Raw genomic sequence first — 23501 nt, forward strand, 5'->3', positions numbered from 1 at the left:
TAGAATCATGTATAGCAAAGTGATGGGGGTACAGATAATGAAACTAACTATCAATGTCATCATTACGTCTCCAATAAAACCGTATAAAGGTAACAGGAACATCACAATCCAATACAATAAAAACGTTATGATCCCATAAATGAAGTATAAAGGTGCAAACATTTTATTCCTCTCCCTTTACCAAAACTGAGTCTTAGACGTAGTTAAGACGAGCCATCCATAACAAAACTGACAAATCTTTTTTCAAATTGATACTACCCCATAGTATGTTTCCACCCACTTTATCATTCTATATACTCGCTTTAAATCCTTTTATTTGAAATAGACAAAATATAAAGAGTAACCCCCTGACAGTGGCTGTCAGGGGGTTACTTCTATTACAAGTCTTAAAAAATTCCTCTGCCTCATCCAACTTATTTCGCGTAATCTCTTAAGTAATTCAGTAATTCATTCCACGAAGAGTTCGTTGCAGCCGCATTTGCAGATTTTGATCCACCACAATTCATAATCAACCGACCCCCAACATGCTCATTTACGTTAGCGGGCATTCCTGGTAAAGCATATGGAAAACCAAGAAAGTGTCCGGCCTCCTTATAATGGAGAACATGTACATTTTGATCGTTCATCTTCTCCTCTACCTGAGTGGCGAACTGTGAGGCCGGCCATATTTGATCCTGTCCACCAGCAATTAGTAAGACAGAAGCCTTTATGTTCTCTACACGAATACGGCAGTCCTCTATTTTCTCAGGAGACTGCAAGCTGTTCTCCCAAATGCTTAGGAACGATACTGGTTTTTTCTTGACCATGCCTCCAACCATCGCAAACATCTGTGCGAAACGGTACTTAAATTTGAGAAAGGGCAATTCTTCTTGATTTAAGGTCCATGAAGGAATAGGAGCATAAATACCGTTTTTTAAGCCTGATGTAATATAAGCTCCTGGTGCTCCAGCAACAACTGAAGTAAATTCATCGTATGTAGAAGCGAGTAGTAAAGCTAATTCTGCTCCACGTGAATACCCTATTAATGAGATTTTCTCCTGATTGGCTCGAGCTTTTAACCATTGAACCGCATCATAGAAATACTCCAATGGAATTTTTTCAAGGTCCTTTGGTACACCCTCTTGTTGTCCAAAATAAGCTAACGTAAAAACAGTGTATCCCTTTGAGGCAAGCAGAGCCGCTGCATGTTCCTGAATCTCACCATCAGACCCTCCAATAAGTAAGACAGCTGGCTGTGCTAGTTCCGAGGCAGAATAGAATAATGTCCCTACAATCCCTTGCTCATGTATACCTTCTCTCACAATATCTTCTTTATAAAAATACCTTTTCAACTGTACAGTCTCTTTAAATTGATCATTTATCTTTATCTGTAACTCAATTTCAACTTCCGATGCATCGGATTTAAAGAAATAATCTCCATGTCTCGTATTCTCTTTTTCTGCAGCCCAAAATAACTCAGCTACATCAGCCTGAGTGTCCGCTTTAGATAGGTCAACCTCTCCCTGTTCGTTTGCTTGAAAGGTAGAACATCCTTTAAATACATTTCCTTTTTGGTCCAACATACTAGACTCGATGCGAACCTTATCTTTTGGGTTACAGCCACTTATTTGAATGGTCGTCTGCTCATCAACATAAGCGTGTAAAGGCGATACGATTACCTTTGAATTCATAGTCAATTGGCTCTCCTCCTACATAACATCACGTATTCCACATTTATCTTAATTCTGCTGCCTCATAATAATTCTGACACAATGCAAAATGGTGCATTTCATGAATAGCTAACAAATGGATTCCTTGAATCAAATTTGGATAGTGGGCAGGTGGATCAGGGTAACGAATATGACCAGCAAGATCCTCATCAAGCGCAGCCACCCTATTTCTTAAACGCTTTGTCTCTAGTTCAAGCGTTTGAATCATTTTACTGTATGTCACTTTGCGCTGGATGTGTTTAGGAGGAATAAGTAGGGGTGGTGCTTTCATAGGTTTTTTGTGTGTTTGTTTGTATTGCTCATAAATATTTGGACTAGCGGTCAGATAAGGTTTATGTCTGCTTAGCTTCGCAAATGGTGTGGCTAAAGGTATATAGCTTATATTTAATTGTCTAAACCTTTTTAATAGCAGATAGACATGATACAGAGTCTCTCCAATGGACCATTTATCCTCGTAGGGTCTTAGCCAAACGACTCGGCTATCAAATTGATTAAAAAAATGAGTTCTTTGCTCAATGAGTTGATCAAAATATTGGTCCATATACTGACTCTTCATCACATCACCTTTCACCCTACTTAATTATTGAGATTCAATGATTATAGAGATAATTAATAAGAAACTACTAATCATTAACATAAATGAATTTCCAGCTACACCCACTATAAAAAGCTTCGACTGTTTTGATAGTTTACCAGAATAAGCAGCAAGTAGAATTCCAACGACTGACATGAATAAGAATAATAGAGTTTCCGTGAACATACCTATATCTGCGATGAGTTGCGTGTAAAATAAAAACAGACTTATCAGCATCAATGCAATTGAAGCTAGAGCAAGTCGCTTTCCCAGTGTTTGATTCTCCATTTTTTCTACCTCCGAGAAATTAGTACTACCATCATACCATAAAAACCCTTACCACTTATATTAAGGAAAAAAACTGATTTACTTTACAAATTCGCACGATTACAATAAATCTATATCTATCTACTACCTACAAGAAGCAGGTGCTAAGCTTTGACGATTCTTTCTATAAAAAACCTTTCGAAAAGCTATAAAAATAAGCATGTTTTAGACAATATCTCACTAACCATTGATTCTCCAGGCATATGGGCACTAGTCGGACCAAGCGGTGTAGGTAAAACAACTTTTTTGAATGTACTTACCAATATGGTTCGGGCTGACCTAGGAGACATCGAGCTTGTCGGGAAATCAAATCGTGATCAATCTGTTTTCAGAGAAGTGGCCTATCTTCAGGACCCTTCTATCTTGTTTGATTATTTATCAGGGTACGACCATCTGAACTACCTGCGGGGAGTTTATAACCTTAGAAAAACAAGAGTAAAGGAAGTCGCTCAGTACGTTGGCATGGAGAAATACCTCAAAAAACCAATTAAAACGTATTCATTTGGAATGAAGCAGCGCCTTCTCTTAGCAATGGCCCTTATACACAAACCTAAGCTATTGTTCCTAGACGAGCCTTTCCATGATTTACACTCTGCAGATACCATACATATTCGCACGATTCTTCTTGAACTAAAAGAATTGGGTACAACTGTTTTTATGACTTCTCACGCCTTATCCGATGTGGATCAACTCACGCAAAACATCCTATTTCTACATTTAGGAAAGCTAACTGAAGTCAGTATACGTGATCATGAGGCCGTCTACTACCGATTTCTATTGTCTGATCCAAAAAAAGCCAAAGAACTTTTGGATCAAGAAGATTATTATGTCGAAGAAACAGAATCTGGTCTGTTCGTTCAACTTCAATTCCGACCTTTACAAAAAGTAATTCAACTACTTCTTTCTCACGATATTCGTATCATTGAAATGCATAAAGAGATATCAGGTGCGCAAAGACTCTACGACGAGTACTTTGAGGTAAAAGGACCAGTGACATGAGTATATTAGTATTTGAATTAAAGAAAATCATGTACACCAGGACTTTTCCACTCTTCCTACTACTGACCATTCTAGCAATCTGCGGTTTATTTATTCACACTGTTATTATGCAAGACACGGCTCGAACAAAAAAGGTTGAGCCACTATCAACAATTTATCAGTCAATCATTGAACAAAACTTAGAAGACTACGCATATATACAAGAAAACGGTTTAGACCCTGATACGTTAGAACGGATCGCAACTGGTCAAGAACTTCAAACAAACCTTGAGATGGTTACAAATGAAATTCAGTATAGTAACTGGACAATGGAATTGCTAACGGAAAGACAAATCTATTATTCAGCTATGCACTACGAAGAGCTTGGTGGCACGTTCGGTATGAGTAATGATGAGATAGAAGCAGGTATTGAATTAACTTCGGAATTAATAAGCTTAAATATAGCAAAAGAACATCTAGATTATTCAACGCAACCCCCTCTTTTTATGAAAAAAGTGATTTCATTTTTCCTTAACTCATTATGGTATTTTGTCTTTCTTATTTCATTAATGGCTTATATAACAAAAGAATGTGGGGGCCAACCCAAACAGATGGTACATGCACTTCCAATCTCAGAGACAAATAATATCCTTATAAAAATGGTTGCTCTCGTCCTTGCTGGTACTACTTGGCTAGTAACCGTTTTCGGTCTTTCCTATGCTTTACCAATGATATTCACAGAACCAAAAGAATTTATCTTCTCCTATCCTCTCATCCATGCTGCTGGAGGACTCGTTGAAGTGAGTAGCTATCTAAAGGATACTGCTTTTATGAGTATGAGTTTGATTATTTTTACTTGTGCACTGCTTTTACTCATTGCGTATCGTTTCCGACAAACCTTTAAGACATACTTAGTTATTTCTCTTATCTTTCTCTCTTATTTTATTGTTACAGACGTAATATTGACTCCTACTCTTTATCCATTCACTTTTCAAACGATTGATCGTATTGTGCTGAGCTTTCAATTTTCTCCCATTGGTGAAGTGATCCTCCTTGTAACAGCCTGTTTGTTACTCTATGTCACAATTACTTATCAGCATAGGAGGAGACTATAAATGCTCGCTTCATTGATATTTGAATGTAAAAAATTATTAAAAAAGAGACCTATAGTAGCTGCAATTTGTCTATGCATGTTGAGTGCGGTTTGGCTGTACTCAAGTTCGTACTCGCGAGCAACTCATGATCAAGACATACTATTAACACAAGGGATCGAGAATTACGAATTACAAAATGAAAGTTATATTCAAGAACTAAAACTAGAACGTATGAAGGCTGAAGAAGCTGGGGACACCCAACAAACTGATCAGTTAACTGAAGAAATTGAAATGCATGAAGAATGGGCAGCTGACTATAACGAACACTTACCTAATGAAGAAAGTTCAATTAGTGAACCATTGTACCAAGGACAAATTGTTTATCTACATGATTTGTTACATGATCCTCAAAATTATGGTATGTATATTGTCGACCAGGAAATGTCTAATTTTACTTACTTAGTCACCATGGAAGAAATAAAACATCTACAAAAATACAAATTAGAACCACTATTCCAACCTACATATTATTACACACCTTATTTGGATAATATTTATGAAGACTTCACAGGAGATGCAGCAGCAGAATGGGCATCCATGACCAAACGTTACAGCCAAATGGGGTTTTCTTACCTTTATCAGATCATTCCGCTATTCTACATTCCTGCTGTGATTATAATTGGCTGTTTTTTATTCGGCAATATGATTAGAAGATATCACTTTAATGCATCACTGCCGCTCTCATGGACCAAACGATTTGCAGCGAAATATTGCGCTAGTCTATTGAGTTTAATTGGATTTACGTTCTTACTATTACTTGTCCCACTCGTAGCTAGCCTGTTTTCAGGTGGATTAGGCAGCTTAGAGTACCCTGTCCTCGTGTATGATGGACCCATTATTAAAAATGTTAATCATACATCATTGGATCTTTATGATGATTCATTTCATTTTATTTTATTAGGGGAGTACTTAATCAACGTTGTCTGGATGACACTTGGTCTTACAATCTTCCTACACTCGTTTTACATGTTCATTGTAAGCATTGTTCGTAAGCCTTTCATTGCAATGATTGTGATGAGTTCATTGATCATTACAAGTTTAGCTTTGTTTACCCATCCCTATAACCCTATCAGTTACATCGATATTCATAGAGTGATCAATGGGGAAATAGCCGCAATACAATCTGAACCAGTTTATACAGTCGGAACTGCAATTCTATTATGGGGCTGCGCGTCAGCTGTCTTTCTGTTGTTAAGCTCTATTCGTTTTCGACTTGATGGAAAGAGACTATGAAGGACATGTGGATCTACGTCGTGAGAGACGTAGATCTATTTTTTGGTGTGTCTCCTGTGTTGGGGGGTGGTGGGCTGTGCGTTGTTCTTTTTTGCGCGCAATGCCTCGATTTTCGCGCATTCTCGTTGTTTTCGCGCACTACGTATTCTTTTTCGCGCATTCTCAACGTTTTTGCGCACTACGCATTCAGTTTCGCGCATTCTCAACGTTTTTGCGCACTATGCATTCAGTTTCGCGCATTTTCAATATTTCCGCACACCTTCCTCAAATAAAAAATAACCTTCCAGTGTCTGCAGACCTGGAAGGTTATTCTTTATAGATGTAGTCTATTGATTTTCTTGAGTGAGTCCTTCAATAATGGTCTCTTGTTTTGTTTTCGCAAGAGAATACAGCATGGCTAATGAAACAATGCCAAATATAGCAACAATCACTCCAAGTACGTGTAGCCAAGGTACTTGGAAGGTGTAAGTGAATCCATACTGAGTCTGGTAATAGATCAAATACATAATGGCAATGCTGATAGGTATGCCATAAAATAATGATTTAATTCCGTAAAAAGCACTCTCATACATCATCATCTTCTTAAAGGAAGCTTGTGTCATACCAACGGATCGAAGCATTGCAAATTCGCGCTTGCGCAAAGCGACTCCGGTTGAGATTGTATTTAAAATATTTGCTAAGGAAATTAACGTAATCAGCGTAATAAATCCATAGATAAATACAGAGATAACCGTGATCATTTGTGCATCTGATTCCCTTATGTCGTGCAAATTATCAATAGCAAATTGGTTAAAGAATTCTAGTTGTTCCAGCTCCATCTGTGTGACTGTCGGATTATCTGATGTCATGTAAACACTTTGATTCACAAATGCCTCTTCTGTTTCTGATAAGATCGATTCAAATGTACTTTCAGATACTATCACTTCAAGACTCCCTGGGCCTTGATTTTTAGGACCCATTGGCACTTCGCCTGTTAACACAGAAACAGTTAAAGGAGGAAGGTCCTTTCTTTTGTTGGTTTCCCAGTTTTCCTCAAACAAAGGAAGTGTCCTCCCGACCTCTGTACGAATCGCTTTAGTCTCAATGTATTTACCCAACTCATAATCTTCATAGGAAATATCATCAACTACAATAGCAGCTAATTCAGTATCATTCAAATTGCCATCAAAGCCTGCTTGCTTTGCATAGTCATGTAAACTTTTTTCATCCAGTGCAGTTAAATTGACTGAATAGATATATCGTCCATCCTCATCCTGCATTATATGTGACTTATTTATCTCAGGTGCGATTTCGTCTTCATCTACATACATCGTTAGATTCGTCTCTTTGCGCAGTTGATAGTCCGTAACATCCGTTAGCTCCCCTATACGCTCTAGCAGTTCTGGCAGGATCTCTTCTTCCGTTGTATACACCTGAACATCATAATTAACAGTGTCCTCAGCTAATTGATAGGACTGTTTTAGACTTTGCGTAAAGTATGAAACACTAAGGAACAAAACAATACTCACAATAAGAGACAAAACAGTTATGTGGTACCGTTTTTTATTTCGTTTTAAGTTCTTTAATCCCAATTCTGCCTCTAACCCAAGCCACTTACGTACATAATTAGAAGTACGAACCGTTTTGTTCTTTAACTTAATGTCGTGGGTCTGTCGGATCGCATCCATCGCTGTAATACGTGAGGCACGATGTGCAGGAAGCCATGTTGAGATAAAAATAGTTGCAGCGGAAATCAAAACTGCAGCGACCATTGAAAATGGCGTAACAACTACTTTTAAAGACTCATCTAATCCGATTGAATCAATGATTGGGTTTATGACTGCAAAGGTCACGGCAATTCCTGCAATGCCCGACAAAATGCCTATAGGGATGCTGATGATCCCTACAATAAAACCTTCAAAAAATACAGAGTTACGCTTTTGTTTTTTGGTTGCCCCAACACTTGAGAGCATGCCTAAATGCCTCGATCGTTCAGATACAGAGATAGCAAACGCGTTAAAAATTAGTGCGACTGAACCAATAATAATGATAGAGATAATCACAACAAGCAATCCTAGCCTTGTTCGGTCCATAGTGTCGCTTGCGGTTATACCAGAGAGTTGAAGTAATCCACCATTAAAGCTCACACTACTAATATCCAGCTCTTCAGCTAGTCCACTAGCATGATCATAAAGAGATCGATTCAAGCTGTTCAAGGAAACGTATGCATCCATTGTCTCACTCATCAACGGTTTAGTCAGATCAAGTGATGACAAAGCCATATAACTAGGAGACCATCCCCGCTCCCAGCCAGGTCTTTCAAAAGATCCGACAATGGTATACGTCATCTCTTCTGTGTCGATAAGGGTTTCGATTTGGTTTCCCTCTTCGTCCATATCTACTTGATTATCATTGGTGAGAAATTCACCTTGTTCTACTGCCCATGTACTATCAGAATATCTAGTACCAACTTCCAAGGTGAGGGTATCGCCAATTTCTAAATGAACGTCTTCTGCAGACTCACTAATAATCAGCTCATCTTCACTTTGAGGCAGCCTACCCTCACTAATCTCCACAGAAAACTGTTCATAGGCTTCTTCGTTCATCTTTTGAATGAATAAATATGGCTTGTTCTTAGTAGGAGGGTCCTCTAATTTCGCGAATCCACTTTCTTGTATAAGTGAAAGAATTTCTGTTTCCGAATCGTTTCGAATCCCCTCGGTCTGCTCAAACGACAAGTCCTTGTAGACTACGTGCCAATCTCCATTTGCTTCGATATGATCTTTCTTTAAAAGGTCTGCATAAGACACACCTAATGTTGCTACTGCCGAAATCATTGCAGCGGAGATAATTGTACCTAGTATCGTTACTAGCGTTCTCCTTTTATTCTCTTTTAGATGACGAATCGTTAACTTATTAACAATGTTCATGGGCGAATGACCTCATCTTTTGCGATTTGGCCATCCTCTATTGTAATCACTCGATCTGCTTGCAATGCAATGCGATCATCATGTGTAATGATAATTAACGTTTGTTTATACGTTTTATTAAATAGTTTAAGTAGATCAATGATTTCCTTACTATTCTTACTATCCAGATTACCCGTCGGTTCATCTGCTAACATGATGGCGGGATTACCTATAAGCGCCCGCCCAATCGATACCCGTTGCTGTTGCCCACCTGAAAGTTGATTTGGTAGATGATTTAATCGTTTTTCAAGGCCTAACTGTTCAACCAATTGATCGAATTGCTCCTGGTCCACTTTATGCTCATCGAGTAAAAGGGGTAATGTAATATTCTCTTCAACAGATAGGATTGGAATCAAATTATAAAATTGATAGATGAGCCCAATTTGTCTTCGTCTAAATATTGCAAGCTGCGTCTCATTTAACTCATAGATGTTTGTGTTATTAATGAATACATTGCCACTTGATGGTTGATCGACGCCCCCTAATAAATGAAGCAATGTTGATTTTCCCGAACCTGAAGGGCCTATGATTGCTACAAACTCTCCCTTTTTAATTGAAAATGAGACATCATCAAGCGCTTTTACTGCTGTTTCACCCTTACCATACACCTTAGACAAGTTCTCAACCTTTAATAATTCCATTGTATATACCTCCAATTGTTGATGTCCTTAGTGTATAAGGTGAACATGACTCTCCCGTGACTTTTCAGGTGACAATTTAGTCACTTAGACAATCGCTTATAAAATTTAATTGAAAAGACCGTACTTTCTCCGTGATCACTGTTGACTTCGATATCTCCATTCTGACTACTAATAATACGATGTACTAATGCTAATCCGATTCCAACACTGCCTTCTTTCGCCTGTTTTCCTTTATAGAAACGATTAAAAATATATGGAAGATCTTCTTTTGAGATACCATTACCATTATCTTTAATCTTAATTTCCGTATACAAGATGTTCTCTGAAAAACTGATGGAAATGATTCCATCATTCGGTGTATGTTCCACCGCATTTTTTAACAGATTCACTATTGCTTCTATGCTCCAATGAAAGTCACCTATGAAGTGCACATGCTCGTTTTGCTCGACCTGTAACGTTTGATTCTTTAATTCAATGGGGATAAGGAGCGGCTGTACCGCTTTTTCAAGTAGCTCTTGAACATTAATTGATTGTTTTTTAAATTCAATGGTCCCTGCATCCATCTTAGAAAGTTTTAATAAGGAGGTCACCAGCCACTCCATTCGTTCAAGTTGAACTAAAATATGACGAGCAAATTCTACTCTCTTTTCATCCGTTATTGATGACTCACTTAATAAGTCAGCCATAACAGTCATCGAGGTAAGTGGTGTCTTTAATTGATGAGAGATATCTGAGATAGCATCTGTAAGCTTACCTTTCTCTTGAGATAAGTCTGCACTCTGTTCAGAAAGCATCGTCGTTACCCGATATAACTCATTTTTCAGGATACTTAATTCACCCTCTTCATTATCACGAACATCTAGCGAATAGTTTCCCGCAGCAATACTTCTAAGATACTCAGACAATCGCTCTATTTGCTTATATCTTCTAATAGTAAACATAAAAAAAGCACCCACTAATAAAATGGAGGTAGCCAGAACAATGAATAAAGCAACAGTCGACACAAAATAAGCAGCTGATATACCTGCACAGGTGACAATTAAAAGAATGAGAAGAAATCTTTGTACTTCTTTATCGCGTAGCATGGAACTCACCTGCTTTATATCCAAGTCCACGAACGGTTTGAATGATGACAGGCCGCTGTGGATCATCTTCAAGTTTTTCTCGAAGACGTTTTATATAGACAGTAAGTGTATTGTCATTCACAAATCCTCCACCAACATCCCAAATCAAATCAAACAATTGAGAACGAGTTAAAACCTGACCAACATGGTTTGCGAAGATAATCAGCAAACGATATTCAAGTGCAGTTAACACAATCTCTTCCTCATACTTATAGACTTTCGCTTCGAGCGTATGTATTTTTATAGGACCGATAGATAGCATCTGTTTTTGAAAAGAAGAGGCCTGTTTAGCCGAACGTCTGAGCACCGTTTTAATACGCGAAATGAGTTCCCTTAACCGAAATGGCTTCGTAATATAATCATCAGCCCCCATATCGAGACCCATCACTACATTTACTTCCTCATCCATCGCCGTTAAAAAAATGACAGGAGTATCTGCCTTCTCTTTAACAAGCTGACACAACTCATATCCATTTCCATCAGGTAACGACAGATCAAAAATACATAACGAAAACACGTCAAGATCTTGACTGATCACCGTTTTAGCATCCGTTGCATTTGCACACAACCTAATATCAAACCCTTCTTGCTTAAGTGAATAGCTAAGCCCCTCAGCAATCGTTTGATCATCTTCAACAAGCAGGATGTACATGAACGCTCCCTCTTTCTTCCAAGTTATGTCTTTAGTTTATCATATTAATACGTGGGGAGAGGGAGGGTCAATGTCTTAAGTGGTACTTGAGGCGCGGAGTGAGGATACCTTTTTGAGCATTGTTGAGGTGTTTTTGCGCATTTGCAACATTTTTGCGCACATGGCATTCAGTTTTGCGCATCATCAATTCATTTTAGCGCATTTTGACACGTTTCGAGCATAGACATTAATTTCCCGCGCGCATGGAGTCTATTTTTGAGCATTATCCATTTATTTGCGCACGAACCTGAACTTTTTGCGCACATCTGCTCATTTTCCGCGCAACTGGAACCCTTCTTTTATTGAATGAGAATCATCCCGCTTATCACAATGTTGCTCAAATTAAGTATTGCAAGAATAGCCTTCCTCCACCCTCTACCTAGTAATGCACTGAGCAACCCTATAATCGGTAAAAATATGAACCCAAATAGAAACAAAAAGAAGGGCACTCCTGAAACTCGTTCAGCGAAATACATAATAAGCAACAGACCAAGCCATAACGTTAGAAAACTAATATATGAAGCAAGGGAAACTAGATGAGGAATTTTTGCTCGATCTTTTACCCACGCTTTAGCAACTTCTAAGTAGAAGTCATCTTCTTCTTTTAAATGCCTTACTTGCACAAATGCATCTACAATCTGATTAACTTGTTTAGGGACAGATGGCCGGGGTCCTTTCATATAATTTTTAAGCAGCCTTTGATCTCGAATTAAATCCCCTTCAAATGAAATCATTAGTTTATTCACTGCTCTTACATGTTTTGGTTTTATTTTTCTTCTTCTTATAAACATGTCTAATGCATGTTTAATTACTACTAAATATACTCTCAAATATAACTTTCTAAAAATACATCTCACACCCTTTGATATGTAAATTTACTCCAGCTTCTGTACCAGGGATGTCACCCAATATGAGAAGAGCACCAAAACGTATGTAGAAGACTATAAAATAGCATTAGCGGCATATCTATATACTGATCATCCACTTCCCCTTCATATGTTCTTTTGAAAGACGTGGTGCGTTTCATCCTGCCGATTTCATCTTCGTATTCATTCAACAGGGAGGCTGTCCGATCGAATTTGACCTTCATCGTTAACATGGGGTGATTATCTAACCTCACTACTACTTGATGTGCTTTAAAGAAACCTTTCGGATATTCTGCTCTTCCTATGATCTCTCCATTTTTATAAATATCCCACTTCGTCCCTCCGAATAACTTAATCTCTGTTTGGTTAATTTTATAGTCATCATCACTAGTAAAATCTTTGGCTAGTATATTTACATCATATTGAGGGTTTCTTGTTTGCTTCGTAAAGTATCTCTCCATTTGTCCAATCTCTTTTTGATCATGCTCGATAATAAATGACTTATCTGTTCTCCCTATAGCAGGGGCTGTATAGTCAAATAACATATTTCCCCTCTTTTCTATATACTATCAATCTTTTTTCCTATACCCTACTTTGGTTGTTGTATTCAAATAATTCATAAGGTATAGTAAAACTATCAATTATTAGGAGGGTTGTTAAAAATGACTTTATTACTAAGATTACGTTTCCATACTTTGAACAAGTAATTAAATACGTTCAAAGGCTCTGTTCATCATTACAGAGTAAACATGGGAGTAGTATGGTCATTTTTAATACCTATTTTGCATATTTGTTGTGCGACTATTTCTTATAAATTACATGCATAGGTATGGCTATATATCTTACTTTGGTAAGACTATTTATGATAGCTACCTGACATACATTTTTTGTTTACTCGCTAACCACAGACGCCGGTCTGTGGTTTTTTTGATACCAGATGTCTTTTAAAAAAAGATGAAAAGTATCGGGAGGAAACGTTTAATGGAACAATTAAATTTAGAACTATCCAATGTTGAGGTCACATTTTTAGATCAGAAGGTATTAGACTTACAGTCCTTGTCCATTTATCAGTTTGATCGAATTGGCATTGTAGGCAAAAATGGAAGTGGAAAAAGTACGTTACTGAACGTTTTACAGGGTGGGCTTAATCCGACAAGTGGGAACGTTCAACGATTTGTTGACTTTGGTTATTTTGAACAGACAACCAAGCCAGATCACCATGTGGATGATTACGAGTTACTAGCTCGACTATCAATCCCTGATTCAGAGGTAGACAGCTTAAGTGGTGGAGAGCAAACTCGCCTTAAGTTAGCTAGCTTATTTTCTCACTATTACGAGGGGCTTTTGATTGATGAGCCAACGACACATTTAGATGCTGAGGGTACTCATTTTTTATTGGAACAATTGAGATATTATTATGGATCTCTCGTTCTTATCAGCCATGACAGGTATGTATTAGATCAATTGGTCACAAAAATCTGGGAAGTTGCTGATGGGCGGGTAACCGAATATGTTGGGAATTACACAGACTATGAGAAACAGAAGCAACTTGAATCAAAGCAACAGAAGGAAACATACGAAAAATATCAAAAGGATAAACAACGTTTGCTGAGTGCCGCTGAAGAAAAAATGAAAAAAGCTGAAAAAATTACTCAAGCAAACTCTTCTATGTCTAAAAAAGAAACAAAAGCGAAAGCGAATCGAATGTTCATGACAAAATCAAAGGATACCAGCCAAAAATTAATGCAACGTGCGGCAAAAGCAATTGAAAAACGAGTCGAACAATTGGATGATGTGCCTGCACCAGAGGTCATCAAGCAGATTCGATTCTATCAATCACCTACATTAAAGCTGCATAATAAATTTCCAATAATGGCTGATCAACTGACTGTCACTGCTGGAGAGAAAACTCTATTAACAGATGTGCGTTTTCAATTTCCATTAGGGAGAACGATTGCTATTCAAGGGGCCAATGGCTCTGGTAAAAGCTCACTCATCAAACATATCACCGAACAAAAAGAATCAATCACTCTTTCTCCAAAAGTGATTTTTGGAATCTATACTCAACATGCGTATCATTTCACAGAACCACAAACAGTTATGGCTTTTATGAAAAGTAAAAGTGACTATGATGAGAGCAAAATAAGATCTATCCTACATGCCATGGATCTAAGTGGTAATGATCTGAAAAAGAATGTACAAGACTTAAGTGGAGGAGAAGCCATTCGCCTCGTATTATGCGAATTATTTCTTGGCAATTACAACGTTCTAGTCCTTGACGAACCTACAAACTTCTTAGACATCAGCTGTCTCGAAGCACTAGAATCATTCCTTTCAGCTTATCAAGGAACCGTGCTTCTTGTCTCTCATGATCGCAGATTTGTCGACCGTGTCGCTGATCACGTATTTGAAATTTCGAAGCAAACGTTGATTCAAATGAAGTGATTTCCGCATAAAAAAAACTGTCTCCATTTTGGGTGGTGACAGTTTTTTAACTGGTGCTTAATTTATGGATGCTTAAAGAACAAGGATTGGTGTCTCTTTATTATTTTTGCGCATAATCCATTCTCTTTCGCGCATTTTACCTTATTTTACGCATCATTCATTTTTTTCGCGCATACGGAAGGCGTTTTCGCGCATTTTTTAAGTATTTGAGCACTCTCTACTGTTTTTCGCGCACACGGACTCTTTTTTCGCGCACGCCCTTCCTATATCTGTCTAGCCTAGAGATCACGTCTCATAAACATGATATACTCATTCCAAAAGGAGGGTTTTTTATGAAATTATACCGTTTCGACTCTGATGTAGGTAAAAACGTAACTCATTTTAACAGCAAGAATAGCACGTTTGTCCCTTTATCCAGAAATAAGCCCGTTTCTGTTGGCACCATGTATTTGGGGGAGGACAGTGTTTTAGGTATGCATCCCGCAGCAAGTAATCAATTGTTCTTAGTTGTATCCGGTGAGGGGTGGGTTAAAACTCCTGGAAACGAGAAAATACATATACAAAAAGGGACTGCTGCATTCTGGGAAGTGGGCGAGGAACATGAATCAGGATCAGATGCAGGAATGACTGTGATGATTTTAGAAGGACCCAACCTCGACCCTTCGTTCCTAACTACTTATGCTCACACTAGACGCAGGTAACTATAAATAACCACCGTTCGTCTCTGGTAACTCTTGGTATTCGTCTCTTGGATAAATGATCTTATTATGAAGATGATTCATCGTATCATTCCACTTATTGAGTTTTTCTGTATCACAAGAGGTATTCCACTCAATGTTGTGTTCTTCCCCATCAGCAATCATGGTCAAATCATATTTTTCGTAAGGCTGACTGCATAAGGAACCTATTTCTGTTGGTAAGTGAAAGAGGTCTGCGCTTTGGAACAACTCATAGATCGCATCAAGTTCCTCATCAGAAAGCTCCATTATAGTTGTAGCCGAACCATCATTGATTAAATCTTTTGTATACGTATGATCGAATGTATTTAATTCATTGCCCATCCTGACTCCATATTTTAAAGAGAAGGCAAAATCGTTTGGCTTTTGTTTTGGTAAACTATCTTGCGAAGAAGATTCACACCCACTCAAAACCAAAACAAATAAAAACCAGAACAACAAATGTTTCATAAGCTCTCCTCTCAGCATTTAGATTATCTATATTCATAATAACCTAAAAAGTAAATATGTTACATCTATTATTTAGGAGGAATGAAGCATGGAAAGTACCTATATCTTAGCTATCGTCGTTATGAGTTTGTTTGTGCTGATCGCATGTTTCCAACTGACCCTCGCACTTGGCTTTCCGCTTGGTGAATTTGCAATGGGAGGCTTCCATAAAACTCTACCTAAAAAGTTGCGCTTGATAAGCCTATTTAATGCTGCTATGTTGTTATTTATTGGTTTGGTGTTTTTAGTCCATACAAATGTGATATCGAGTTTCTCCTTTATACCTACTACACTATTAGTCTGGTTTTTTACTGTATTCTTAGGATTAAACACGTTAGCTAACCTCGTATCAAGAAGTAAAAAAGAAAGACTAGTCATGACTCCACTATCAGGTCTTTTATGTATACTGTGCTTACTGATTGCACTATCTTAGCGGGGATAGAACTGAGAATATTAAAATCACTCATACCCACCATTCGCTTCGGGGAGTTTTTGATATTCCTCTCTTTGATAAATCAATTCAGTATATAGAAAGTTCATAGCTTCTTGCCATTCATGAACTTTTTCTGTGTCACAAGCTGTGCTCCAAAATAAGTGATATTCTTCCCCATCTGCTGTCATTGATAGCTCGTACTTATCATTAGGTTCAGAGCAACCAGAACCTGCTTCACTTGATAACGTAAATAGATCAACTTCCCGAAATTCCTCATAGATCATAACTAATTCTTCATTTGATAGTTCCATATCTGTTGTTGCTTTGCCATCAGATACTAAGTCCTTTGTGTAGGTATCGTTATAGGCATTTAACTCATTCCCAAGCGTCACTCCATATTTCAAAGAAAAGGCAAAGTCATCCGGTTTTTCTCTCGGTAATTCTTTGTTGAAGAAATGACAACCATTTAAAATGAGCAAAAGAGTTAAAATTGATAGGATTTTTTTCATTAAGATGGCTCCCCCATAGTTTACGAACTCTGATGGATCATTACCCGTTTCGACAACATCACAGGCTTTCCCTTTTATTATCTTTTAAAATGACCAAATGATAGAATAAAAGCACCTACTACGTAAGGAGGAATAACGATGGCAGAACATAGCTTTCATTTAAAAGCCAACTGGCCAGGATTACGAAATGATGTGGGACAAATAGAATCAGGTAATCTCGTGACTAAGATCTCCATTCCACCAGAAATGGACGGACCAGGTGTGGGGACCAACCCTGACGAAATGCTACTTGGAGCCGCAGCCACCTGCTATATTATTACCCTCGCCGCGATGATGGAGCGAAGTAAACTTGATAAGAGTGGGCTCACGATGACATCCGAGGGAATTGTAGATGTCACAAAAGGTGTAATTACCTACAAAACAATCATCCACCGTCCTGAGATTGTGCTAAAAGCAGATGCATCCGAAAAAGATATTGAGCTTGCTCATAAACTTGCGGAAAAGGCAGAAACATCCTGTATGATTAGTCGCGCGATTCAGGGAAATGTGGAAGTGGAGCTTGAGGTTAAGGTTATTGTAGAAGAATAGATGTGAATGAGGAGGACTATGAATGAACATTCAATTATTAGTTTTTTTTCACTCAAGTGATCACTCAAAACAGGAACTCATGGGTAAAACATACGAATCTGATATCCGCCCTATAATTGGTGACATTATTCATGACCCAGGTTTCCATTCAAAGTTCCATAATGGATATGAAGTGGTTAAAGTAACACTAGATTATTCAAATAACGAATGTTTGGTTTCATTATCCCCTCTTGTGGTAGAGCTACAAGAGATAACGTTTGAAGAATATGCGGAGCATTTGCGGGAGCATGGGTGGAGTTCGATAAAAAAGGATGTTAGGTTAGGGAATTAAGGAAACCTTCCATTTCCGGAATGGTGCTCGGTATTACGTTTTCAAGCCTTTTAAATACGTAGTACCGAGTTACTCCCCTTAACGTCTCTAATTTCCGGAGAATGATCAGGTTAAGACTATCAGTTCAACCAACTGTCTGCGATTTCGCGCACAGTTGGTTCTTTTTTGCGCATTCTGGAGATTTTTGAGCAGTTTGCATGGTTAACCGCCCACCAGCAATGGTTTTTCGCGCATAATAAAAGTTTTTGAGCACAATGAAGATATTCCGCGCATTAATCTTAGGTTTCCGCGCATCCCCTCTTTTTAAAGCTGAGTCATCTCATAAATGGCATCCACAACAAACCATATTGGCAGAATCCAGCCTATGAGTAAAAGCCTGTTTCGCTTCCGCTCCCTTTGGAACACAATCAAAAGTAAACTCAAAGCGACCGCTATCAGTAAATAGGTTACAATCGTGTACCATGCTTGATTTATGCCGCCTACATAACGGGAGACGGATAAAACTGAGACAATAATTCCCAGAAAGATCATGATTCCTTTTATCCACTTCATATGTATTCCCCCATATCAGATTGTAACGTAAAAATTAAAAGAAACAGCTTCCAATAATCCTATCAGAGACAGTGGAAGCTGTTATTCTTTATCCTATTTTACCTCTTCCTCTACCCTAAACTCATCCAACAACCCACGAACCTCATCCGTTGATTTTGCATTCATCAATTGATTTCTCAACTCGCCTGCTCCGCGGAAATCACGGACATAGATTTTAAAGAATCGATGGAGAGGCTTAAAGGCACGGGATTCGATCGCATGATAGTGATCATGGAGATCTAATTGTAAACGCAAGAGATCAAGTAACTCATCACTCGTATGTTCTTTTGGTTCTGTTTCAAAAGCAAATGGATTTGTGAAGATACCACGGCCAATCATGACACCATCGACACCATATTTTTCAACAAGTTCCATGCCGACTTGACGGTTAGGAATGTCTCCGTTGATTGTTAACAGAGTGTCTGGTGCTATCTCGTCGCGAAGCTTCTTGATCTCAGGGATTAGTTCCCAATGGGCCTCAACTTTGCTCATTTCCTTTTTAGTGCGCAGGTGAATGGAAAGGTTAGCAATGTCTTGTTCTAAGATGTGAGTTAACCACTCGCGCCACTCTTCCACTTTAGAATATCCAAGCCTTGTCTTCACACTGACAGGTAAGCCACCTGCTTTTGCTGCTTGAATCAGTTCTGCGGCGACGTCAGGACGACGGATCAAACCACTTCCCTTTCCGTTTCCAGCTACATTCGCAACAGGGCAGCCCATGTTAAGATCGATTCCCTTAAAACCCATCTCCGCCATGCCAATACTCATTTCTCTGAAGAATTCAGGCTTGTCCCCCCAGATGTGAGCAACAAGCGGCTGCTCATCCTCTGTAAAGGTTAAGCGCCCACGTACACTTTGCTTCCCGTCTGGATGACAGTAGCTTTCTGAATTTGTAAATTCCGTAAAAAAAACATCCGGTCTTGCTGCTTTACTCACAACATGGCGAAAAACAACGTCTGTTACGTCTTCCATTGGTGCTAGTATAAAAAATGGTCGTGGTAGATCACGCCAAAAATTAGAACTCATTTTCACATTCATATCCTTTCATATTTCAGGTTTTGCCTATATATTTTATTGCTCTGAATTATTATAAGTGTACATATTGATACATAGGGATTATCTAAAAGACCCCGACTTCGATTTTACGAAATCAGGGGCAAACTAGCAAGTAGAAGTTTAGTTTAACTCCATCTCCACCACACACTCCACATGTGTACTCTGCGGAAACATATCCACTGGCTGCACTTGCTTGGTTTTATATCCGCCTTCTTCAAGCACCTTCAAGTCTCTTGCTAATGTAGCTGGGTTACAGCTGACATACACAATACGCTTTGGCTTCATTTCAAGCATCGTCATTAATAGCTTTTCGTCACAGCCTTTTCTTGGTGGATCGACAACAAAGACGTCTGGGCGGATGCCTTGGGCTGCCCACCATGGGATGACGTTTTCGGCTTCGCCTACTGCAAAGTCAGTGTTGGTGAGGCCATTTAGTTCGGCGTTACGCTTGGCATCACTGATGGCTTCGGGTACGATTTCGACTCCATAGACGTGTTTGGCTTGTTGGGCTAGGAATAATGAGATTGTACCAATTCCACAGTAGGCGTCGATGACAGTTTCTGAGCCACTTAGCTTGGCATATTCAAGTGTCTTGTCGTATAGTACCTTGGTTTGTTCTGGGTTAACTTGGTAAAAGGATCGGGCTGAGATCGCAAACTTAATCTCTCCGATTGAGTCATAGATGTATTCTTCGCCCCAGAGGACCTTGGTTTTGTCACCGAAAATAACATTTGTGCGTTTTGGATTGACGTTTTGCACAATCGATTTTACAGCTGGAAAGGCTGTTCGGATATCTTCAATGATATTCTTTTTATTTGGTAGAGCTTCGTCACGTGTGACAAAAACAACCATCAGCTCTCCACTTTGGCGTCCATAACGTACAACAACATGGCGAAGAGTGCCACGGTGTTTGTCTTCATCATAACCACGAATGCCGTATTGGTTAGCCATTTCTTTGACCTTTTGTACGATTGCATCACTATGCTCGTTTTGAATGATACATTCTTCCATATCAACGATTCGGTGACTGCGCTCTTGATAAAATCCAGCGATCACTTCTCCATCTCGTTCGCCAACTGGGACCTGTGACTTGTTACGGTAGCGCCACGGGTTGTCCATACCAAGTGTAGGTTGAACAGTAACATCCGTGATGCCTCCAAGTCTTTCTAATGCATCTTGAACCTGTTTTTGCTTATAGCGCAGCTGACCGTCGTAGGTCATATGCTGCAGCTGACAGCCACCGCATTGGCTGTAGATGGGACAGGGTGCTTCTGTGCGGTCGGGACTAGGCTTATGAATTGTCATTAAGCGCGCAAAACCGTATCCTTTGCTTGTTTTAGTGACCTTCACTTCACAGGTCTCACCAGGCAAGGCTTTTGGGATAAATAACGTATAGCCCTCATGTTTAGCAACCCCCGCTCCTTGGTGGCTGAGGTCCGTAATCGTTACATCTAAGGTTTGATTTTTGTGTACGGGTGGTGTCATTTTACTCATCTATGGGTAATTCCTTTACGTCTAAATTTGGGTGCTGGGTTCATTTTACCATGAAAGATGGGTCGTTGATACATTGGGCATGGCAATGGACGAACCTATTGAATTGATTTTTAGTGGGTGGTATGGTTGAATGACTACAAATTCAACTATTTGAGGTGAGACTGTGAAAGATACGTCAACAAGGAACATCATTTTGTATGCTCTTTTGTTTGCTGTCCTCTTTTCAATCATCATTTCTATCCCCCGTTATGTAACTGGAGATTCCAGTCTAATAGCTACAGTCGTGTTTTTTGTCATTGCTTTTGTCTTCAACTGTATCAGTCATTTAGCTTATCGAAAGCTTAATCGATCGTAAAGTACTGTACACGGATCTATGTTTCAGATGGATTATTTTAGGTTATAAAATAAAAGAATACTTCTTTAAAGGAGGGATTCACCTTGTCTTGGTTATCAAGTAATACTTTTTTAGCTTTGACTGCCTTCACGATTAGCCTTGTTATGGTAGGGACTTCGATGCAAACAAGTTTGTCTGGCTGGGTTTATCAGTCGATCGAGCTTTTTCTTATTTTTGCCGTTTCATTTGGTGTGTTAAAGCTTGTATCAAGTAAAACTACGCAACCGCAATCCCAAAATACCTAATACGAGGCCCTGCACCCCAATTGGTTTTGGGGTGTTTTATGTGATGGTCACTTTGAACTGGATTGAGGTCTTGCTAAAGCCGGGATCTCTCTTGAGAAGGCTCTAGCTCTCTTGGTAAAATTGGATCCTTCATAGTTTCAGGACGATTCCTCTTGATGTCGTTCTTCTCCCTTTGGTAAATCTCAATCCATCTTATTAACAAGCACAACTCTCTTGTCAACGACATCTATCTCGTGACAAATCTCTATCCAACTTGATGTCACATTCATTCTTCTTGGTAACCCCACCACCTCAAAAAAAGAAGCAAGCATCAATAGATACTTGCTTCTCTCAACTCTCATTGCTCATTAATCTGCTTTTGAACTTTTTTAGGCAGCTTATTTAAGACAAGCTCACACGAATGTTGAATTAACGCATGGGCCATCTGCTCGTCCACATCTGAGTTAAAGTAAATCGAATTCCAATGGGTTTTGTTCATATGATATCCAGCTGTAATCCCCTCGTATTGCTCTCGTAGTTCCTCAGCACGGATAGGGTCGCATTTTAGAATAATCATTGGTTTCTCACCCATTAAGGCAAACATCTTTCCACCGATAAAATATCGGTCCGCCTGCCAGTCTGGTTGGTAGTCATGTGTAGCGCCCTGTATAGTTAGGCAGAAATCGTGCAATGTTTTTTTGTTCAATTGATTCGCCCCTTTTTTGTTTATTATATCGTAAAGGGGCGACGTCTGTTATTTAGAAGGTTGAATGAGACCTTTTTGAGCTTCTGGGTGTTTTTGCAACGCAACTCGACCCACACAAATGATAAGCACAACAGCCATAATCAGTAACAATGGTAGGAATTCTTCGGTGACCCCTGTTCCTCCAAAGATTACTGTGAAATATCCGTCTGCCGCGTAGGTTGCTGGTAGCAGGCTTGAGATTGTTTGATAAAAAGGTGACAGCATCGCAACTGGTACGATAACTCCTGAAGTCACAAGTTGCATAGAAAGTAGCACAATATTTCCCATCATCCCTGCTGGACCGAGCAGAATTAAGAATGTTTGTGAGACAAGTAGGAACGATAGGAAGACCAGGAACTGATAGAACCAGACTGTCCAGAATGGCAAGGTTACACTAATATCAAAGATAGCTATTAATCCATAAGTGAGGAAGGCAAGTCCTGCACTAACCAATACATTCAGTAGCTGGCGTGACCAAAAGACGTTCCATTTATTTAGTCCTTTTCGAGCCAATCCCATGACAGATACTTGGATTTGCATGTTCATGGTCATCGATCCAACAAACGACGCAAGCACAAGCATCATTGGAATCATTGTTGCGGCAAAGCCTTCTGTTTCATTCACGCGGTTGATATCTGCAGTAATTGGCGAAAGGTCAACTTGATCTAGAGTCGCCGTTAGCTGCTCTTGAATCGTTGAAACTGCTTGCTCTGGTAGACCGCTATCTGAGAGCTGACTCGCAAATTGCTCCCCTCCCATTACTAACTGTTGTGTAGCAACCTGTTCATTAATAGTCGTAGTGAGCTTTGTCGCTATTTGCTCTAGAGCCTGCTTACCAACTGTTGCAGATGCTTGGTTTATTGAGTACGTAATTTCGGCTTTTTCATTAGAGCTTAATGTTTCTGTAAAGTTACTTGGGATGTGCACGATCATATGAATCGTACGATCTTGAAGCGCCTCTTCTGCCTCTGCTTCCGTTAATGTAGTATCTATTGCAAGTGGCAAATTCTCTTCTATTTGATCAGCTATCATCATCCCTGCTTGTGTATCTTCATTGACAAGAGCTACATCTAGCTCCGTTATGCGTTCTTGGACGCCATCATAAGCGGTTAGCCAGACACAGAAAAAAACGACTTGAAACACAAGGGCAATGATAATACCTGCTTTAGTAGTAGGTTGTTTGAGCAATTCTTTAAACGTATTCATTCATTTCTCCAATC

26 protein-coding genes are annotated in these 23501 nt (G+C 39.1%); 10 read left to right on the forward strand and 16 right to left on the reverse strand.

Annotation, left to right across the window (positions count from 1 at the left end; translation table 11 throughout):
- Positions 1–413: 413 nt before the first annotated feature.
- The 3 genes from J2S05_RS15605 to J2S05_RS15615 are packed head-to-tail and all read right to left on the reverse strand — an operon-like array spanning position 414 to position 2571.
- Positions 414–1670 carry an alpha/beta fold hydrolase gene (locus tag J2S05_RS15605; RefSeq protein ID WP_306984700.1) on the reverse strand — a complete coding sequence of 419 codons (1257 nt, stop codon included), beginning with the start codon at positions 1668–1670 and terminating at the stop codon, positions 414–416.
- A gap of 43 nt (positions 1671–1713) precedes the next feature.
- Positions 1714–2265 carry a DinB family protein gene (locus J2S05_RS15610; protein ID WP_306984701.1) on the reverse strand — a complete coding sequence of 184 codons (552 nt, stop codon included), beginning with the start codon at positions 2263–2265 and terminating at the stop codon, positions 1714–1716.
- Positions 2266–2289: 24 nt separating this feature from the next.
- Positions 2290–2571 (reverse strand): hypothetical protein, encoded by a 282-nt coding sequence (locus J2S05_RS15615; protein WP_306984415.1) that lies wholly within the window; start codon positions 2569–2571, stop codon positions 2290–2292.
- A gap of 150 nt (positions 2572–2721) precedes the next feature.
- Here J2S05_RS15615 and J2S05_RS15620 point away from each other — a divergent pair, with 150 nt between their 5' ends.
- The 3 genes from J2S05_RS15620 to J2S05_RS15630 are packed head-to-tail and all read left to right on the forward strand — an operon-like array spanning position 2722 to position 5975.
- Complete coding sequence (locus J2S05_RS15620) at positions 2722–3609, forward strand: ABC transporter ATP-binding protein (protein ID WP_306984417.1); 888 nt, start codon at positions 2722–2724, stop codon at positions 3607–3609.
- Positions 3606–4703 (forward strand): hypothetical protein, encoded by a 1098-nt coding sequence (locus J2S05_RS15625; protein ID WP_306984419.1) that lies wholly within the window; start codon positions 3606–3608, stop codon positions 4701–4703. Before J2S05_RS15620 ends, J2S05_RS15625 begins: the two co-directional genes overlap by 4 nt.
- On the forward strand, positions 4704–5975 hold the full coding sequence (locus tag J2S05_RS15630) for a hypothetical protein (protein WP_306984420.1): 1272 nt from the start codon (positions 4704–4706) through the stop codon (positions 5973–5975).
- Positions 5976–6301: 326 nt separating this feature from the next.
- Here J2S05_RS15630 and J2S05_RS15635 read toward each other — a convergent pair whose 3' ends face one another.
- The 6 genes from J2S05_RS15635 to J2S05_RS15660 form a co-directional block, all read right to left on the reverse strand.
- Positions 6302–8884: an ABC transporter permease gene (locus tag J2S05_RS15635; protein WP_306984422.1), complete on the reverse strand. Its 2583-nt coding sequence runs from the start codon at positions 8882–8884 to the stop codon at positions 6302–6304.
- Entirely contained in the window at positions 8881–9564 is a 684-nt protein-coding gene (locus tag J2S05_RS15640) for an ABC transporter ATP-binding protein (RefSeq protein ID WP_306984423.1), read from the reverse strand. Before J2S05_RS15640 ends, J2S05_RS15635 begins: the two co-directional genes overlap by 4 nt.
- Before the next feature lie 80 nt (positions 9565–9644).
- Positions 9645–10649 (reverse strand): sensor histidine kinase, encoded by a 1005-nt coding sequence (locus J2S05_RS15645; protein WP_306984424.1) that lies wholly within the window; start codon positions 10647–10649, stop codon positions 9645–9647.
- On the reverse strand, positions 10636–11340 hold the full coding sequence (locus J2S05_RS15650) for a response regulator transcription factor (protein WP_306984426.1): 705 nt from the start codon (positions 11338–11340) through the stop codon (positions 10636–10638). Before J2S05_RS15650 ends, J2S05_RS15645 begins: the two co-directional genes overlap by 14 nt.
- A gap of 338 nt (positions 11341–11678) precedes the next feature.
- Complete coding sequence (locus J2S05_RS15655; RefSeq protein ID WP_306984429.1) at positions 11679–12209, reverse strand: hypothetical protein; 531 nt, start codon at positions 12207–12209, stop codon at positions 11679–11681.
- A gap of 71 nt (positions 12210–12280) precedes the next feature.
- The gene (locus tag J2S05_RS15660) at positions 12281–12790 is read right to left on the reverse strand and encodes a hypothetical protein (protein WP_306984431.1); all 510 of its coding nucleotides are present in this window, start codon (positions 12788–12790) and stop codon (positions 12281–12283) included.
- Between the two features lie 436 nt (positions 12791–13226).
- Here J2S05_RS15660 and J2S05_RS15665 point away from each other — a divergent pair, with 436 nt between their 5' ends.
- Together J2S05_RS15665 and J2S05_RS15670 are read left to right on the forward strand one after the other, a co-directional pair.
- On the forward strand, positions 13227–14690 hold the full coding sequence (locus J2S05_RS15665; protein ID WP_306984433.1) for an Msr family ABC-F type ribosomal protection protein: 1464 nt from the start codon (positions 13227–13229) through the stop codon (positions 14688–14690).
- Positions 14691–15022: 332 nt separating this feature from the next.
- Positions 15023–15391, forward strand: a complete 369-nt coding sequence (locus J2S05_RS15670; protein WP_306984435.1) for a cupin domain-containing protein — start codon at positions 15023–15025, stop codon at positions 15389–15391.
- Here the strand turns inward: J2S05_RS15670 and J2S05_RS15675 are convergent, their stop codons facing one another.
- Positions 15392–15877, reverse strand: a complete 486-nt coding sequence (locus J2S05_RS15675) for a putative periplasmic lipoprotein (RefSeq protein ID WP_306984437.1) — start codon at positions 15875–15877, stop codon at positions 15392–15394.
- Between the two features lie 88 nt (positions 15878–15965).
- On the opposite strand from J2S05_RS15675, the gene J2S05_RS15680 reads away from it, so the two are divergent.
- Positions 15966–16349, forward strand: coding sequence for a hypothetical protein (locus tag J2S05_RS15680; protein WP_306984439.1), 384 nt, complete (start codon positions 15966–15968; stop codon positions 16347–16349).
- 26 nt (positions 16350–16375) lie between these two features.
- Here J2S05_RS15680 and J2S05_RS15685 read toward each other — a convergent pair whose 3' ends face one another.
- A complete protein-coding gene (locus tag J2S05_RS15685; protein ID WP_306984440.1) occupies positions 16376–16858 on the reverse strand; it encodes a hypothetical protein in 483 nt (160 codons plus the stop codon).
- 138 nt (positions 16859–16996) lie between these two features.
- Between J2S05_RS15685 and J2S05_RS15690 the strand changes: the two genes are divergently transcribed.
- Together J2S05_RS15690 and J2S05_RS15695 are read left to right on the forward strand one after the other, a co-directional pair.
- Positions 16997–17446, forward strand: a complete 450-nt coding sequence (locus J2S05_RS15690) for an OsmC family protein (protein ID WP_306984442.1) — start codon at positions 16997–16999, stop codon at positions 17444–17446.
- 22 nt (positions 17447–17468) lie between these two features.
- A complete protein-coding gene (locus tag J2S05_RS15695) occupies positions 17469–17777 on the forward strand; it encodes a hypothetical protein (RefSeq protein ID WP_306984444.1) in 309 nt (102 codons plus the stop codon).
- A gap of 303 nt (positions 17778–18080) precedes the next feature.
- On the opposite strand, the gene J2S05_RS15700 is transcribed toward J2S05_RS15695, so the two are convergent.
- From J2S05_RS15700 to rlmD, 3 genes are all read right to left on the reverse strand, one after another.
- Positions 18081–18329, reverse strand: coding sequence for a hypothetical protein (locus J2S05_RS15700; protein ID WP_306984447.1), 249 nt, complete (start codon positions 18327–18329; stop codon positions 18081–18083).
- Between the two features lie 93 nt (positions 18330–18422).
- A complete protein-coding gene (locus J2S05_RS15705; RefSeq protein WP_306984448.1) occupies positions 18423–19394 on the reverse strand; it encodes a tRNA dihydrouridine synthase in 972 nt (323 codons plus the stop codon).
- A gap of 150 nt (positions 19395–19544) precedes the next feature.
- Positions 19545–20918, reverse strand: coding sequence for a 23S rRNA (uracil(1939)-C(5))-methyltransferase RlmD (rlmD, locus tag J2S05_RS15710; RefSeq protein ID WP_306984449.1), 1374 nt, complete (start codon positions 20916–20918; stop codon positions 19545–19547).
- Positions 20919–21081: 163 nt separating this feature from the next.
- On the opposite strand from rlmD, the gene J2S05_RS15715 reads away from it, so the two are divergent.
- Together J2S05_RS15715 and J2S05_RS15720 are read left to right on the forward strand one after the other, a co-directional pair.
- Positions 21082–21273, forward strand: a complete 192-nt coding sequence (locus J2S05_RS15715; RefSeq protein ID WP_306984451.1) for a hypothetical protein — start codon at positions 21082–21084, stop codon at positions 21271–21273.
- Between the two features lie 83 nt (positions 21274–21356).
- On the forward strand, positions 21357–21557 hold the full coding sequence (locus J2S05_RS15720) for a hypothetical protein (protein WP_306984453.1): 201 nt from the start codon (positions 21357–21359) through the stop codon (positions 21555–21557).
- Positions 21558–21894: 337 nt separating this feature from the next.
- Here J2S05_RS15720 and J2S05_RS15725 read toward each other — a convergent pair whose 3' ends face one another.
- Both J2S05_RS15725 and J2S05_RS15730 read right to left on the reverse strand, forming a co-directional pair.
- Positions 21895–22242, reverse strand: a complete 348-nt coding sequence (locus tag J2S05_RS15725; RefSeq protein WP_306984455.1) for an MmcQ/YjbR family DNA-binding protein — start codon at positions 22240–22242, stop codon at positions 21895–21897.
- Positions 22243–22290: 48 nt separating this feature from the next.
- Entirely contained in the window at positions 22291–23487 is a 1197-nt protein-coding gene (locus J2S05_RS15730) for a YhgE/Pip domain-containing protein (RefSeq protein ID WP_306984457.1), read from the reverse strand.
- Positions 23488–23501 lie beyond the last annotated feature (14 nt).

Source organism: Alkalicoccobacillus murimartini, from assembly GCF_030813245.1.
Lineage (GTDB): Bacteria > Bacillota > Bacilli > Bacillales > Bacillaceae_D > Alkalicoccobacillus > Alkalicoccobacillus murimartini.